This is a genomic window from Psychromarinibacter sp. S121, assembly GCF_049801035.1.
Classification (GTDB): Bacteria; Pseudomonadota; Alphaproteobacteria; order Rhodobacterales; family Rhodobacteraceae; genus Psychromarinibacter.
This window is the reverse complement of the sequence record NZ_JBNAGE010000004.1, coordinates 313838-328464: the sequence shown is the minus strand read 5'-3', so window position 1 is coordinate 328464 and position 14627 is coordinate 313838. Positions and strand designations below refer to the sequence as shown.

General features: G+C 62.6%; 11 protein-coding genes. 5 read left to right on the top strand and 6 right to left on the bottom strand.

What is annotated here, in order from left to right; genetic code table 11:
• Positions 1 to 75: 75 nt before the first annotated feature.
• Positions 76 to 1056, top strand: coding sequence for a glycosyltransferase family 2 protein (locus ACP156_RS20110; protein ID WP_425053164.1), 981 nt, complete (start codon positions 76 to 78; stop codon positions 1054 to 1056).
• A gap of 31 nt (positions 1057 to 1087) precedes the next feature.
• Positions 1088 to 2626 carry a hypothetical protein gene (locus tag ACP156_RS20105; protein ID WP_425053163.1) on the top strand — a complete coding sequence of 513 codons (1539 nt, stop codon included), beginning with the start codon at positions 1088 to 1090 and terminating at the stop codon, positions 2624 to 2626.
• Here ACP156_RS20105 and ACP156_RS20100 read toward each other — a convergent pair whose 3' ends face one another.
• Genes ACP156_RS20100 through rfbF form a run of 5 tightly spaced genes read right to left on the bottom strand, consistent with a single transcriptional unit; the run spans position 2627 to position 9004 of the window.
• Positions 2627 to 3556, bottom strand: a complete 930-nt coding sequence (locus ACP156_RS20100) for a glycosyltransferase family 2 protein (protein ID WP_425053162.1) — start codon at positions 3554 to 3556, stop codon at positions 2627 to 2629.
• On the bottom strand, positions 3557 to 4726 hold the full coding sequence (locus tag ACP156_RS20095) for a class I SAM-dependent methyltransferase (protein ID WP_425053161.1): 1170 nt from the start codon (positions 4724 to 4726) through the stop codon (positions 3557 to 3559).
• Positions 4726 to 5904 (bottom strand): methyltransferase domain-containing protein, encoded by a 1179-nt coding sequence (locus ACP156_RS20090; protein ID WP_425053160.1) that lies wholly within the window; start codon positions 5902 to 5904, stop codon positions 4726 to 4728. The genes ACP156_RS20095 and ACP156_RS20090 overlap by 1 nt, the downstream gene beginning before the upstream one ends.
• Entirely contained in the window at positions 5904 to 8225 is a 2322-nt protein-coding gene (locus ACP156_RS20085; RefSeq protein ID WP_425053159.1) for an NAD-dependent epimerase/dehydratase family protein, read from the bottom strand. The genes ACP156_RS20090 and ACP156_RS20085 overlap by 1 nt, the downstream gene beginning before the upstream one ends.
• Positions 8226 to 8227: 2 nt before the next feature.
• On the bottom strand, positions 8228 to 9004 hold the full coding sequence (rfbF, locus tag ACP156_RS20080) for a glucose-1-phosphate cytidylyltransferase (RefSeq protein WP_425053158.1): 777 nt from the start codon (positions 9002 to 9004) through the stop codon (positions 8228 to 8230).
• 325 nt (positions 9005 to 9329) lie between these two features.
• On the opposite strand from rfbF, the gene ACP156_RS20075 reads away from it, so the two are divergent.
• On the top strand, positions 9330 to 10505 hold the full coding sequence (locus tag ACP156_RS20075) for a hypothetical protein (RefSeq protein WP_425053157.1): 1176 nt from the start codon (positions 9330 to 9332) through the stop codon (positions 10503 to 10505).
• Here ACP156_RS20075 and ACP156_RS20070 read toward each other — a convergent pair.
• Entirely contained in the window at positions 10502 to 11629 is a 1128-nt protein-coding gene (locus tag ACP156_RS20070; protein ID WP_425053156.1) for a glycosyltransferase family 4 protein, read from the bottom strand. The genes ACP156_RS20075 and ACP156_RS20070 overlap by 4 nt on opposite strands.
• A 364-nt stretch (positions 11630 to 11993) precedes the next feature.
• Between ACP156_RS20070 and ACP156_RS20065 the strand changes: the two genes are divergently transcribed.
• Together ACP156_RS20065 and ACP156_RS20060 are read left to right on the top strand one after the other, a co-directional pair.
• The gene (locus ACP156_RS20065; protein WP_425053155.1) at positions 11994 to 13328 is read left to right on the top strand and encodes an O-antigen ligase family protein; all 1335 of its coding nucleotides are present in this window, start codon (positions 11994 to 11996) and stop codon (positions 13326 to 13328) included.
• A 297-nt stretch (positions 13329 to 13625) separates the two neighbouring features.
• Positions 13626 to 14537: a glycosyltransferase family 2 protein gene (locus ACP156_RS20060; protein ID WP_425053154.1), complete on the top strand. Its 912-nt coding sequence runs from the start codon at positions 13626 to 13628 to the stop codon at positions 14535 to 14537.
• The last annotated feature ends 90 nt before the right edge of the window (positions 14538 to 14627 follow it).

Here is a 14627-nt window from a genome sequence, read left to right as displayed (position 1 = left end):
CTTGGGTCTTTGCGGGTCTTTCCACCGGGGCAAACCGGCGTCATACCGTCCCTATCAAGGAGCCGACGGATTTCGATGACGGACTTGCAAAGCTTGCCGAAGCCCACGGTTTCAGTGGTGATCCCGGCGTATAACCGGGCCGGTTCGATCGGGCGCGCCGTGGCCAGCGTCGGTGGCAAGCCGGACGGAAGCTATGAACTGATCGTCGTCGACGACGGATCGACCGACGATACCGTGACCCGCGCGCGCGAGGCGGTCGAGATCCACCACGGGACCGCCGGTCGCGTCGTGGTGCAAGAGAACGGCGGCCCCGGCGCCGCGCGAAACCGGGGCGCTGCGGAAGCGGGCGGAGACTATCTTGCCTTCCTCGACAGCGACGACTTCTGGCTTCCGGGAACGCTGCAAACCTGCCTCGACGCGCTGCGAGAAGGTGAAGCGCCGGCGCTTGTGTTCCTGCAAACGGTGGATATCGCCGAGGGCCAACCGGTTGGCGAAGCGGGCGGGGCGGCCGAGCAAGTGCGAACCGCGGGCTTCCTTGAGGCGGTCCGGACCGTGCCCTCGACGCGCTATGGGTCCTGCAATGTCATCGTGCGGCGGGATGTGTTCGAGCGTCTGGGCGGGTTCACCCGCGATGTGACCTGTTCGGAGGACACCGATCTGTTCATGCGGGCGGCGGATGCCGGACCCTGCCTTGTCCTATCGGGCGCACCTTTGGTCGCGCATGTGCAAGGCGAAGGCGAACGGCTGACCGGTTCTTTCCCCGCCGTGCTTCGTGGGTTCGAGTTCATGCTGGATCAGGACCGGGCGGGTTACTATCCGGACCCGAAGACTGCGGGCGCCTTGAAAGACCGGATGCTGGCGCAGTGCGCCGTGCATACTGCGCTGGGCGCCTTCGCGGCCGGACGGGTCGGAACCGCATACCGGCTGTATCTGCAAAACCTGCCGCGCATGGTGCGTTCAGGTTACTGGCGCTGGCTGCTTCGGCTTCCGCTGGTTCCGGCGCTCGCGCTTCTGCGCCCGGCAAGCTACAGGATGCGCTGGAAGAAGGCCGGTTAGAACGGCCACCGAGCACCAAGACAGGACAGGCATGTCAGTTACTTCGACCAGCAAGGTACGCGTACTTATCAATTCGGCCAGCGGCGCGGTCACGCTGCTGATCAACGTCTTCTTTGTTTTCTGGCTGTACCAGTACCTGCTGGCGCGTATCCCGGCGGACGAATTCGCGATTTACCCGGTTCTGATGGTCATCATGATGCTGGGGCCAGTGATCATCTCGTTCTTCGCAAGTGCGATCAGCCGCGAGATCATCGTCGCCTATTCCGAGGGGCGGCGCGACGATGTCACGGTGCTGCATACCTCGATCGTGCTGGCGCTGGCCGGTTTTCTCAGCCTATTCGCCGCGGTCGGGTTCGTTGTCGCATCTCAGATCGATCACCTTCTCACCGTACCGGACAGCATGCTGGTCGAAGCGCGGCTGATGACGATGATGATCGTGCTGGAACTGTGCGTGGGGCTGTTTGCCGGCCCGTTCTCGACCGCGTTCGAAGTGCGTCAGCGGTTCCTTCAGCGTGACGTGGTCACGTTGATGGTCAACATCGGCAAGATCATCCTGACCGGCGCGCTTCTGTTCGGGCTGGGGCCGAACGTGGTCTGGGTGTCGGTCGCCTCGCTGGCCGCCAGCATCGCGAACGCAACCGTCATCATCACCATGGCGCGGCGGATGCTGCCCGAGTTCCGCATTCATCCGTCCCGGTTCACATGGGAAAAGGTGCGGTCCGTCCTGGGCTTCGGGGCGTGGACTTCGCTGGGCACCTTCTCGATGCTGTTCTACCAAAGCGCGCCGCCGATCCTGCTGAACCTTCTGTCCACTCCGGTTCACGTCACCACCTACTTCATCGGCAGCGTGTTCGAACGCCGGATCGCCAGCCTGATGACGGTGGCGCTGGCGCCGGTTCAGCCCACGATGGTCACGATGAGCGCGACCGGCGATTTCTCGCGGCTGGGCAGAACCTATCTGAGGGGCGGGCGCTATGCCCTTTGGGTCGCGATGGCGATTGCCTGTCCGATGTTTGTCTACGCGGACGATTTCATCGCGCTGTATCTGGGCGAGGGCTATCCCGACACGGCGGCGGTGATGCGTATTTTCTTCGCCGCCTTCCCCATCGTTTACAGCGATATCCTGCTGTCCCGCGTCGCGATTGCCACCGGCCACGTCAAAGGGTTCTTCACAGGGGCCATCGTTACCAGCCTGTCCGTACTTGTCCTGCAGTATCTTGTGCTGAAGAACACCGACTGGGGCGCGCTGGGCGCGGCGGCCGTGCTGTCCGGAGGCAACCTTGCCGCGCATGTCTTCTATTTCGTGCCGCTTGGCCTGAGGCTGGCCGGGGCCAGTTTCGGCGATTTCTTCCGTAAGGTTCTGGTGCGGGGACTGGCGCCGTCGGTCGGCGGGCTGCTTATCTGGCTGCCAAGCGAGCTTCTGGAACTGACCCACACGTGGGGCGGGTTCTTTGCCTGCGGTATCGCCGGCGGTCTGGTCTATATCCTGACGGGGATTTTGTTCTGCCTGTCGCCGGACGAGAAGCGCGGGCTTGATAACGTGTTGGCCCGGTTCCGGCGGTCCGCCTGATCAGGCGGGCTTCATGCGTTCGCGCAGAAGGATCTTGCACTCGCCGCCGATGACGCGCCAGTGCCGGGCAAGCCAACCTCCGGCGATGCGCATGCAGGCGAGCTTTTCGCCCAACGGCATCGGGGTCCGGGCCGCGGCACGGAAGTAGCCAAGGCCAAGCCGCGTTGCCGTGGCCGGGAACCGGCCCTTCTTGTTCGGGTCGAACCAAGCGGCAAGCAGCTTTTCGAGGTCTTCGCCCGAGGTCGCCGCCTTTTCGGCAGAGATGACCGAGCCGGAGTCATGCTCGCGGCGCAGAAACAGCGGTTGCGGAACCTCGATGAACCGGCCTTTCAGGCACAGTTCGACCAGAAGCAGGTGATCCGAGCGCGGCATGTTCGCAATCAGGCTCGTGCCTTCCAGTGCAGAGCGGCGCATCAGGCCGAAGACCGGAAAACACATGTGAAGATAGGATTTCAGGTGGTCGCCGGGTCCGATCATCCCGTCCAGCCGCGCCGAGGGGGACTCATCCGACTTCCGCGTCACGGCGTCGTAGACCCGCAGCGGCTTGGCGTTGCAGTCGATCATCAGCGTTTGCGGAAACGCTAGTGCCGCCGAGCCGTCGTCATCGTCCAGTGCCTTGACGCAGGCCGCAAGGTATCCGGGCGCGATCATGTCGTCATAGGCGGCCCAGCGGAAATAGGGGGCCGTGCTTTTGTGGAACACGAAGTTGAAGTTCCCGGCGGCCCCAAGGTTCTCTTTGTGCCGGAACGCCCGGATTCGCGGGTCGCGCCGGGCGTAATCGGCAATGATGTCGGGCGTTGAATCGGTGGACGCGTTGTCCGCGATCACCAGTTCGAAGTCCTCGAAGGTCTGTGCACGGATCGAGTCCAGCGCCTGCGTCAGAAACGCCTCGCCGTTCCAGACGGGCAGACCTATCGAGACGCGCGCCATTTACCCGGCCACCACTGCAAATTCGGGGTCCAGCCCCATCGCGCGGACCTGTTCGGTGATCTCGGCCTCGTAAAGCGCGTTCGAGATCAGGATTAGGTCGGGGCGCAGTTCTTTCAGGTCATCCGGTGAAACCACCGGAAGGGCAACGCCGGGAGCGTAAAGCCCGTGCTTGCGCGGGTTCAGGTCGACCAGCGCGGCGAGCGGGGCGGCAGCCTCGCCAAGCGCGTTGGCGAAGGTGATGCCTTTCGACCCGGCGCCCCAGATCACCGCCTTGCCGTCCAGCTTGGACAGCCGGCCGCGCCATTCGTCCAGCAGGCCGTTCGAGGCAGCCGAGAAGGCGGCCGCGTCCTGCAGGACACCGTTCACGTCGGGCGATACCCAGCCGGCCTCGGGCTCGGACGGGCGGGCCTCGATCATCAGGAACTGGCCGTCATAGCCTTCGGTGATCGAAACGGGCGTGAACCCGGCGCGGCGGAAGGCGGCCTCCATCGCGGGGGCCGTCCAGTAGCCGACGTGTTCATAGATCACGTCCCACATCGAGACCGCGCGCAGCATCCAGCCGGCGTTCGGAACCTCGAAGTAGACCGGAACGTCGCGGTCGCCGATCGCGCGCCGGATGTCCTGCAAAAGCGGCATCGGCGTGTCGAGGTGTTCCAGCACGTGACGGCACAGGATCGCGTCGAACGGGCGGTCCAACTGGTCGGACCGGAAGTACTCCGGCACGATCTCGACGCCGTCGCGGGCGGTGAAGGGCGTTTCCTTGCCTTCCATCGACGGGTCGAAGCCGGTCGCGGTGGCGGCGCCGTGCTTGGACATCAGGTCCAGCATGTGACCGTCGCCACAGCCGATCTCGAACACGTGCTTGCCCTTCAGGTCGAACCGGTCGACCAGACCTTTCGCGAGTTCCTCGGCAAAGGCCTGAAACTTGGGAGAGAAGTGCAGCGCGTTTTCATAGCCCGGCGCGTAGACCATGCGCTCGGGCTCGAAGGCGGCGTTCCAGATCATCGCCGTTTCGGGGCAGATGACCAGATCCACGTCGCCCGCAGGCGCGGCGCGGGCCGCGTCGGCGTCGGGCCACAGCTGGTTGCAGATTACCGGCACGTTGCCAAGCTTGAACACGGGTTTCAGGTCGGTCGATCCGCTGACCGGGCAGTTCGTCGCAAGGCTCATCAGACGGCCACCAGTTCGGGGTTCAGACCCATCTTCGCGAGGTCCGCGCCGATTTCCTTCAGGTAGATCGGGTTCATCACGATCACCGTGTCGGGCGGCGTGTCCTTCAGGCTTTCCGGGCCGGATACTAGGTGGCCGGTGCCGGGCAGATAGCGGCCCTGCTTGAACGGGTTGATGTCGATGACCTGCGCCACCTCCTCGCCCAGACCGTTGGTGGTCAGGAACGACACGCCTTTCGAGCCACCGCCCCAGATGGCGACGCGCTTGCCCTCGGCATGGCGCGACCGGACGAAGTCGGTCCAGTAGGCGCGGATCTCGGCGACCTTCTCGGGGAAGGATTTCGCCAGGGCGCGCACGGCGTCCAGATCGTCCTCTTCCGGCAGCGGCGGGCGGCCGGTGGACGGCTCGGCGTACTGGATGATGTACTGGTCGTCATAGGCCAGATACAGCTTGGTCACGTCCATCCCGGCGCGACGGAACAGGCGCGCGTGGCTGCCCAGCGTGAAGTACGAGCAATGCTCGTAATAGATGTCCCAGAACGCGCCTTCATCCAGCACCCGGCGCACGTCCGGGGTTTCGAAGAAGATGCCGACATCGGTCCGCCCGTCTATCGCGGTGGCGATATCGTCCATGAACTGACCCACAGCCGGAATATGTTCCAGCGTGTGGCGGCAGACGACGAAATCAGGCGTCTCGGCGATGGTCTCGGGGTCGAAATACTCGCGCTGGAACTTGATCTCGTGCCCGTCCGCGCCCGGCAGACGTTCCGGGATGAAACCCGGATCGACGCCCAGCCCCAACGTGCCGGTCTGTTCTGCAAGCTCTTGCAGGAACTCGCCCTTGCCGCAGCCGATCTCGAGCGTCTTCTTGCCCTTCAGGTCGTACAGCGAGGCGACTTCCGACGCGAGTTCCTTCGCGAAGCGATTGAACGTGCCCGAGAAGTGCTGGCTTTCCTCAGTGGTCGAGGCGTAGTCGACCTGCTCCAGCTCGAACACGGAATTGAAGACGAAGCCGCAGTCGTCGCAGAACTTCAGGACCAGAGGGCGGCGCGGGAAGTTCCGCGCCTCCTCTTCACTGTCCAAAAGGATGCAGCTTTGCACCGGGATCGCGTCCAGCCGATAGATTTCGGCCACGGATCCGGACCCGCAGGCGGGGCATTTGTGCAGTTCTTCACCCATCAGTTCGAGACGATCTCGAGGTCGGGGATCGGAACGACGAACTTGCCGCCGCGCGCAAGGAAGTCCTGCTGCTGCCGGATGATCTCGTCGCGGAAGTTCCACGGCAGGATCATCACGTAGTCGGGCTTGTCCGACTTCAGTTTTTCCGGGTCGTCGATCGGGACGCGGACGCCGGGCATGTACTTGCCCTGCTTGTGGACGTTGCGGTCCACCGCGTACTCGATCGCGCGCGAGTTCAGCTGAAGGAAGTTCAGCATGATCGTGCCCTTCGCCGCCGCGCCGTAGGCCGCGATGCGCTTGCCGTCGGCCTTGAGGTCGGCGATCAGCTTGCGCGCGTCGTCGCGAAAGGTGCGGACCCGCTGGCCGAAGCTTGCGTAGTAGTCGAACCGGTCAAGGCCAAGCTCGTGCTCTTCCGCAAGGATCTTGGTCACGGCCTCGGACGGCTCGTTCTTCTTGCCGAAGTACAGCCGCAGCGAGCCGCCGTGGATCGGCAGACGGCGCACGTCGTTCAGGTACAGTCCGTGGCGTTCGAACAGCGTTTGCGCCGAGCCAACCGAGAAGTAGCACAGGTGCTCGTGGTAGATCGTGTCGAACTCGATGAAGTCGATCAGGTCGCGGACATAGGGGAACTCGACCGAGATCACGCCGTCATCGGCCAGCAGCGTCGCCATGCCGGCGACCAGATCGTTCTGGTCAGCGACGTGGGCGACCACGTTGTTGGCGATGATCACGTCGGCCTTGCGGCCCTGCGCGGCAAGCTCGCCGGCAACGCGGGTGCCGAAGAAGTCGTTGATCGTCTCGATCCCCTTCTCCATTGCCGCGGTGGCCGGCTGAAGCGCAGGGTCGATACCCAGAACCGGAACGCCTTTTTCCTTGAAGTTCTGAAGCATATAGCCGTCGTTCGAGGCAATCTCGGCAACAAGGCTGTCGGCACCGAGGCCACGCATCTCGATCAGTTCAAGCGCGTTGTCCCGGCTGTGCTTCAGCAGGTCCTCGGAGAAGGACGAGAAGTACAGGTAATCGTCGCCGAACATCTCTTCGGCGGGACGCGTTTCCAGAAGCTGCACCAAGGTGCAGTCCGGGCAATAGCCAAGACGCAGCGGCACCAGCGACTCGCGACGATCAAGGATGCTGGGGTCCAGCAGGCCGTCCGAGCGGGGCATCAGACCCAGATCGAGGATCGGGTTCAGGCCCTTGTGACCGCAGGAGATGCAGCACACCTCTGCCGCGTCCGCTTCAAAGCCGGGCGCGATGGCGGCCTCGGGAGAGGCGGCGCGTTCGGCCAGCGCTTTCGGCGTGTGCTTCAGCGACTCGTCGATGATGCCGTCGGCGATCAGTTTCTTGATATGGCCGATGCGCTGGTAGCGCGGGCCTTCGAACTGCTCGAGCGTCAGGTCGACGGCCTTGTAGGCTTCATACAGCGACTCGGCGCCTTTGCGGGCGTCCCACTGCGGCTTGAACTGCGGCATCACGCGCTGGATCTTGTCGCAGTTCACGCGGTAGCTGCGCTTGTCCGGGCCGGCATCGTCCGCGAAGGTCACTTCGCAGCCGGGCACGACCGAGGCGACGATCTCTGCCAGTTCCTTGATCTGATAGTTGTGATCGGTGACGCCGACGTTGAACGCCTCGTTCCGGATCTTCTCGACCGGGGTCGACAGGGTCGACAGGAACGCGCGGCTGATGTCCTCGATGTGCGTGATCGGCCGCCACGGGGTGCCGTCCGATTTCATGTGGATGTTGCCGGTGGTCACGGCCCACGCCACGAGGTTGTTCAGCACGAGGTCGAAACGGATGCGCGGGCTGACGCCATAGGCCGTCGCCGAGCGCAGGAAGGTCGGGCAGAAGCCGTCGTCGGCCAGTTCGGCCAGCGCCTGCTCGGACCGGACCTTCGAGATGCCGTAGGGCGTCACCGGGTTGAACGCGCCGTTCTCGTCGATGAAATCCGGGCCGGACGCGCCGTAGTTGGAACAGGAGGACGAGAACACGAAACGCTCGACACCGGCCGCCTTGGCGGCACGGGCGACGTTCATGGTGCCGTCGAAGTTGATGTCATAGGTCGTTTCGGGGCGGAAATCGCCCAGCGGGTCGTTCGACAGCGCCGCAAGGTGCAGCACAGCGTCGAAGCCCAGAAGATCGGCCGGGGTGACCTCGCGCACATCTTTCAGAAGCGTCGGAATATCCGGCATTTCGCCGCCCGGCTCGAAGGTGCAGCGCTCGTAAAGATCGCTGTCGATCCCGGCAACGTCATGGCCGGCCTCCAGAAGCATGGGGGTAAGTACGGTTCCGATATAGCCACGGTGGCCGGTAACGAGTACGCGCATCGTCATTTTTCCCAAACAGCCCAGGGTCGATCCCCGGAGTCCCAAAGTTTTTGCAGTGTGTGCTTGTCGCGCAGCGTGTCCATCGCCGCCCAGAAGCCTTCGTGGCGATAGGCCATCAGCTGACCGTCACGCGCAAGGTTCTCCAGCGGCGCATGCTCGAACATCACCATGTCGCCTTCGATATAATCGAAGACCTGCGGTTCCAGCACGAAAAAGGCGCCGTTGATCCAGCCCTCGGCCGTCTGCGGCTTTTCTTCGAAGGCGACGACCTGATCGCCGTCAAAGCGCATGTGACCATAACGCGCTTGCGGCCGCACTGCGGTGATCGTGGCAAGCTTGCCGTGGCTCTTGTGGTAGGCAATCAGCTTTTTGATATCGATGTCCGACACCCCGTCGCCCCACGTCAGCATGAAGGTATCCTCGCCGACCCACGGCTTCAGACGCTTCACACGGCCGCCGGTCAGCGTCTCGTCCCCGGTTTCCACGAGGTCGATCTTCCACGGCGAGTGTTCCTTGTCGTGGCGCTTCAGCGGATCGGAGTTGTTCATGTCCACCGTCAGGTTGCCCGACAGCGTCCCGTACTCGACGAAATACCGCTTGATGTAGTCGCCCATATACCCCAGCGCGACGGCGAAATCGTTGAAGCCATAGTGGGAGTAGATCATCATGATGTGCCAGAGGATCGGCTTGCCGCCGATCTCGACCATCGGCTTCGGTCTGACGCTTGTTTCCTCTGCGAGCCGGGTTCCCTTGCCCCCTGCGAGAATGGCGGTCTTCATCAATAAACTCTCCGGTTTACGTAAGGATGACGAAATGACATCCACGTTTCACTAGTCAGCGGAATGCGCTTGTTCTGGGTCAATTGTGTGAAAATCGACGGTCAAAAAAATCCTGTGACACTCGAACAACATCCGCACGAGCGCAGGCCGGTCGGGGTCTTTTCCTCCCCCTCCGACCCACGCCGTTGAAACGGAAATACACCGAGTATCTCGCAGATGTTAAGATACTGGGGGTTGGTTCGCGCGAGTCCGGGCATATGGTTGGCGGAAGCGTCCTGATTGTGCGTCGGGCATCAACAATGTCACGTGGGGTGAGTAGATTCAGATGATCAATTTGCACGATAAAGTTGTACGGCATTCAACAGTCGAATCAAACGGGATTAACCGGGGCGGCCACGGTTGGCGGGGGATCGCGCTTTTGCTCCTGTTCTGCGCCGGTCATCTGGTCCTTTCCGTCAGCGGCGCTGCCGCCGATGACCGGGCCCGGCTGAATGCGGCGCTGGCCTCTGCGAAAGGTGGCGAGACCATCGTGCTTCCGGACGGCGACTATGGCCCGCTGACGATCAGTCAGACGTTCAGCAAACCGGTGACAATCAAGTCCGAGAACCCCCGCGGAGCCCGGTTCGGGGCTGTGAAGATCACCGGGGCGAACGTGATCCTGGACGGCGTCCTGACCTATGATCGTTTCACGCTGCACAACGCCTCTGGGATCGAGGTGCGCAACAGCCGGCTCGCCGGATGGGCCGAGGCAATCGGATCGCAAAGCATCAAGTTCCGGAACAACGAGATGGCAACGACGCTGATGCTTCAGAACGTTCTCGCCTTCGAAGTGTCGGGGAATTTCTTTCATGTCGAGGGCGGCATCAACGGTGACTACCTGACGATCGTCGACGAGACGCGAAGCGGCACGATCGCCAACAACACGATGGCGGATGCCGCGCCAGTCATCAACGCGGACGGGTCATACACACACGCTGACGCGATCCAGTTCTATACCACGCCGAGCGCGCGCGACTGGCCAAGCAGCATCGTGATCCGCGGCAACCTCATCTTCGACAATCCGGCAACGGGTGACGCCGGTGTGTGGATGCAGGGGATCGCCGTTGGGGGACGGGACATCCTGATCGAAGAGAACCTGGTAATGGCAGGTACTCCGAACGCCATAATCGTCGCGAACAGTCCGGGCGGCATTGAGATCAAGAACAACACTGTCCTTCCGTGGCCGAACGGCGGCGGCGGCAACATCCGGGTCAACGACACATCCAAAGGCGTGTACGTGGATGGGAACGTCAGCAACTCGCTGGTCAACGAGGGCACCGCCGTAGTGGGGGACAACTTCACCTATGCGGTCGAACCGCACGCCGTTTATTTCCGGAACCTGTTCGAGATGAAGAGGAACGGCATGGTCTGGACCGACTTCGTGCCGAAAAAGGGCTCTCCGATCGACATCGGCACCCGCTACGGTGCGCAGGAGCGGCTGAAAGAGCTGGCCGCGCGTTAGGGCGCGTCGGCGAGGTGGCGGACCAACTGGTCCGCCCTTCTGGCACCAACGTCCATCCAACCGTAGGCTTCGACCGCAGTCGCGCTGCGCGCGCCATAGTCCCGCATGGTGTCGGGCGAGGAGGTCAACGTGCGCAGCGCTTCAACGATCGACTCGGGCCGGTCTGGGTCCACGTCGAGGTTGCACCCGCTCTCTTCTCCGATCCGCCCCGCACCCATGGCGGATGCGATGATCGGCAGGCCATGCGCGGCGGCCTCATAGGTTACCAGCGGGTCGCCTTCCTCGTAGGACGGCAACACGAAGACGTCGGCTTTCTCGTACAGCGTTTCCACGTCGGTCACGAAACCCAGCGTCTCCACGTCGTCGCGGTTCAACTGATCCGCGCATAGCGTCTGGATCACCGGATCGATCGTTCCAGCCAAAAGAAGCCGCCCCTTGATCCCCGCCACGGCCCACGCGCGCAAAAGCTGGTGCAGACCTTTCCGGACGCTGCCGGACCCGACGAACAGGACGGTCGGCCCTTCTTCTGGCACCTCGCGCCGGGGAGGGCGAAGTTGGTCAAGCGCCACCCCGTAGCTGGCGGGCAGGATATGGGATTCATCTATCGCGCCCGCCAGCGAACGTTCGACTCCCGAACTCGGCGCGAAGATGGCGGTGGTCAGCTTCAGCTTTTCGTTTTCTTCGTCGATCCGGGCCTGAGTGATGCCGTGCGCCGGCTCCAGACCTTCTGCCGAATACACGGCATCAAGGATCGCGCGGGCATGTTCCATCCGCGTGTTGATGCCCTCGGCGATGATCGGAAGGCCCATGTCGTGGATCTTCTGATACACGTGAAGCGGTGCGGCGGGCCAAAGATAGGCAATATCCCCCTGCCGGATTTCGGACAGGTAACGGCGGTTGGTCCGGCGCGTGGCGCGGTCGGACACGACGCGATAAGGCGCGGCCGCAAGCGGCCCGGGTAGCGAGGCGCGGTAGTCGAGCCCCTCAAGCTGAGCCCGTGCGCGGTTCACGAACAGGGGACCTGTCAGGCCGCGCGAGGCCATGCCCTGCAACAGCCGGGTACAGGTGTAGCTTGGCCCGACACCGTCACAGGCCATTGGCAGCAGTGTAACCAGCCTTGCCAAGAACTTACCGTCACTCTCTTGCTTCAATGCGGCGCACCTTTCCGCAACGCAGAACGATTGGCAATAAATTGTTCCGGCTCAAACGCCTTAGCGCCACCCATCTTGGGGCGAAGGCTGGCCGTGGGCGCATCGGGCTTGGCTGACTGTTTCCAAACCCGCCAGTTGGGCACCGGTCCGGGCGTGGATTGTTGTCAGAGCCGAGTCGGCTTTGAGTGGCCGATACGGTAGGCATCGCCTTGCGCGCGGTTCTCAATTATGACCGCCCGAATTGACGTGAGTACCCACCGCCAGTTCTTTAGACAGGACGGTGAAGTTGCCCAAAGGGGATTCGGATCGCATGAACCGCATGACGGCAAACCCGGACATGAGAGACAGGCGGCGCGCGTCCGACCGCCCGTCGACGGGTGCCGCTACCAACGCCAACCCGGTCTGGGTGGCGGCGCTGATCGTGTCCTTCATCGTCCCGATCCAGATCCAGCTGGGCGATATCCGGCTGTCCTTCTACCGGATCGTCCTGCTTCTCGCGGTCATTCCGGTGATCCGCCAGCTTTCCGCACAACCGATCCGGTTTCGCTGGGTGGATTACGTGTTCATCCTGTTCTCGCTGTACGGGACGGTCGCGCTGGCTGCGACCGGCTCTTCGATACCGACGCTTGGCATCTTCCTTCTCGAAACCATCGGCCCGTACATGCTGGCCCGGGCGTTCATACGAAACGCCGACCAGTTCAGTACGGCGGCCCGCGTGCTGAGCACGACGATCATCGCGATGATTCCATTCGCGATTTTCGAGAACCTCACGCGGCAGCCGATCCTGTTGAAGATTCTCGATACGGTGTTTCCGGTGCTACCGAACGTGCCGCACGAGCAGCGGCTTGGTCTGGACCGCGCGCAGGTGACATTCGACCACCCGATCCTGTTCGGTATGTTCTGTGCCTTTGGCTTCGCCATGTCGATCTATGCGGCGCGGCGCCATTCACCGCCGAAACTGTCTTTGCGCCGTGGCTCGCTGGTCGGTCTGGCCACGTTCACATCGCTGTCCTCGGGCGCATTCGTGGCGGTCGGGCTTCAGATCGTGCTGATCGCCTACGACCGCATCCTAAGAAACGTGCCCAGACGGTGGTGGATGCTGTGCATCGCGATTGTCGTGACCTACGTCACGGTCGAATTGCTGTCGAACCGGACCGTGGCCGAGATTTCGATCGGTTTCCTTGCGCTGAACCCGGGCACCGCCTGGACCCGGCTGAACGTGAACGGCTGGGCGCTTGAAGCAATCATGGCGCATCCGTTCTTCGGGCTTGGCTTCAACTGGAGCTGGCCGGTTCCGTTTTACATCGTGACCACGTCCATCGACAATTTCTGGCTGGCGATGGGGTTCCGGCAGGGGCTGGTGACGATGGTGCTGCTAATCCTCTCGGTTTTCGGCGTCATGGTCACCGTCGCGTTTACCCGCCAGAAAGACGCGTTCGTGAATGCCTGTCGCGTCAGCTATATCGTGACCTTCGTGGCGCTCAGCCTGTCCGTCGTCACGGTTCACCTGTGGAATTCGGCTTATTGTACCTTCATGCTGCTTCTGGGCTGCGGGATGTGGATGACCGAAACACAGCCGGACTCGTCGGAAGAGGTCGAGCAAGAGCCAGAGGAGGAAAAGCCGGCCGGACTGAGGTTCAGCCGCGATTTGCATTCCAACTATCGCAGGTAGCGTCATGCGCGGTCCTGCGCCCGGGATCTTGAAAGGCTATCGTGCCGATTAACAACAGGGGCGGTAATTTCTGTATTGTCGACATGATGCAGCCGCAAATTCCAATAAAGACTGCGCCCGGATGGCGACTCTGTACGACGCGAGGGGCGCTGTCGACACTATGACTGAACGGCTTGCCAAAGCATGTGTCCGGGAGGCCCGGATTACCATCCCCGGCAAGCACGCCTACTTCGAACGAGACTGACGAATGCCCAACCGGAAGACCCCCACCGCCGGAAAACGGATCAAGAGCCTGTCATGACGGATGCTCCGACCGTTTCCATCGTGCTTCCGGTGCACAATCGCGAGGTGCTTGTCCGCCGCGCAATCGACAGCGTTCTTGCGCAGACCCGGCAGGATTTTGAGCTGATCGTCATCGACGATTGCTCGACGGACCGCACCGTCGAAGTGGTGCGCGAGTATTGCTCTGACCCCCGGGTGCGACTGGAACTCAACACCACGAACCTCGGCCCCGCCGGTGCGCGGAACCGGGGGATCGAACTGGCACGCGGGCGATACGTGGCGTTTCAGGACAGCGACGACCGGTGGTTCCCCGAGAAACTTGCGATGCAGGTTCAGGCGATGGAAGACGCGCCCGACTGTCGGGCCAGCTATTGCGGGGCGCTCTATTACTCGGCGGCGCAGTGCTATTATATCCCCCGGCTTAGCGTGTTCGACATCGGCGACGCCGCGCAGGGCGACATCTCGGAAGCGGTGCTGCACACCAATCCGACTACGCCGCAGACGCTGATGGCGGAACGTACGCTGTTCGAGGATGTCGGCGGGTTCGATACGTCCTTGCGGATCAACGAGGATTGGGAACTTGCCATCCGGCTGGCGCAAAAAGCGAAGTTCGCCTTCGTGGAAGAGCCGCTGGTGGTCATCTACCGGACCGCCAACAGCGTGTCGTCCGACAAGGTGGCGGACACCGCGTTCCGGAAGAAGCTGCTGACCGACTACGCGGACCTGTACGCGAAATATCCCGAAGCCCGCGCCCGGCAGAACTATATCATCGGCGGGCAAAGTATCGAGAACGCGGCAACCCGCGATGCGGTCGAGTACTTCCGCCGCTCTTACCGGGACTCGCCTTCGCTGAAGTCGCTGATCCAGATATGGCGGGCACGGCTATTGCGGCTGGGCGGGGCCAATTCGTCATCCGAGCCGCGCTGACTGCGCTTTGAACTATCAGGGCGGGATAGGGTGAATTGGTTACCTGTTGCTTTGTGGGCTGGGCCGGAAAAGCACCGGATTACACCCAAA

Coding starts and splice junctions, on each gene's coding strand:
- ACP156_RS20095 (WP_425053161.1), bottom strand. CDS start 4,726: ATGAGCCTTGCGACGAACTGCCCGGTCAGCGGATCGACCGACCTGAAA.
- ACP156_RS20090 (WP_425053160.1), bottom strand. CDS start 5,904: ATGGGTGAAGAACTGCACAAATGCCCCGCCTGCGGGTCCGGATCCGTG.
- ACP156_RS20085 (WP_425053159.1), bottom strand. CDS start 8,225: ATGCGCGTACTCGTTACCGGCCACCGTGGCTATATCGGAACCGTACTT.
- rfbF (WP_425053158.1), bottom strand. CDS start 9,004: ATGAAGACCGCCATTCTCGCAGGGGGCAAGGGAACCCGGCTCGCAGAG.
- ACP156_RS20105 (WP_425053163.1), top strand. CDS start 1,088: ATGTCAGTTACTTCGACCAGCAAGGTACGCGTACTTATCAATTCGGCC.
- ACP156_RS20110 (WP_425053164.1), top strand. CDS start 76: ATGACGGACTTGCAAAGCTTGCCGAAGCCCACGGTTTCAGTGGTGATC.
- ACP156_RS20060 (WP_425053154.1), top strand. CDS start 13,626: ATGACGGATGCTCCGACCGTTTCCATCGTGCTTCCGGTGCACAATCGC.
- ACP156_RS20065 (WP_425053155.1), top strand. CDS start 11,994: ATGAGAGACAGGCGGCGCGCGTCCGACCGCCCGTCGACGGGTGCCGCT.
- ACP156_RS20075 (WP_425053157.1), top strand. CDS start 9,330: ATGATCAATTTGCACGATAAAGTTGTACGGCATTCAACAGTCGAATCA.
- ACP156_RS20100 (WP_425053162.1), bottom strand. CDS start 3,556: ATGGCGCGCGTCTCGATAGGTCTGCCCGTCTGGAACGGCGAGGCGTTT.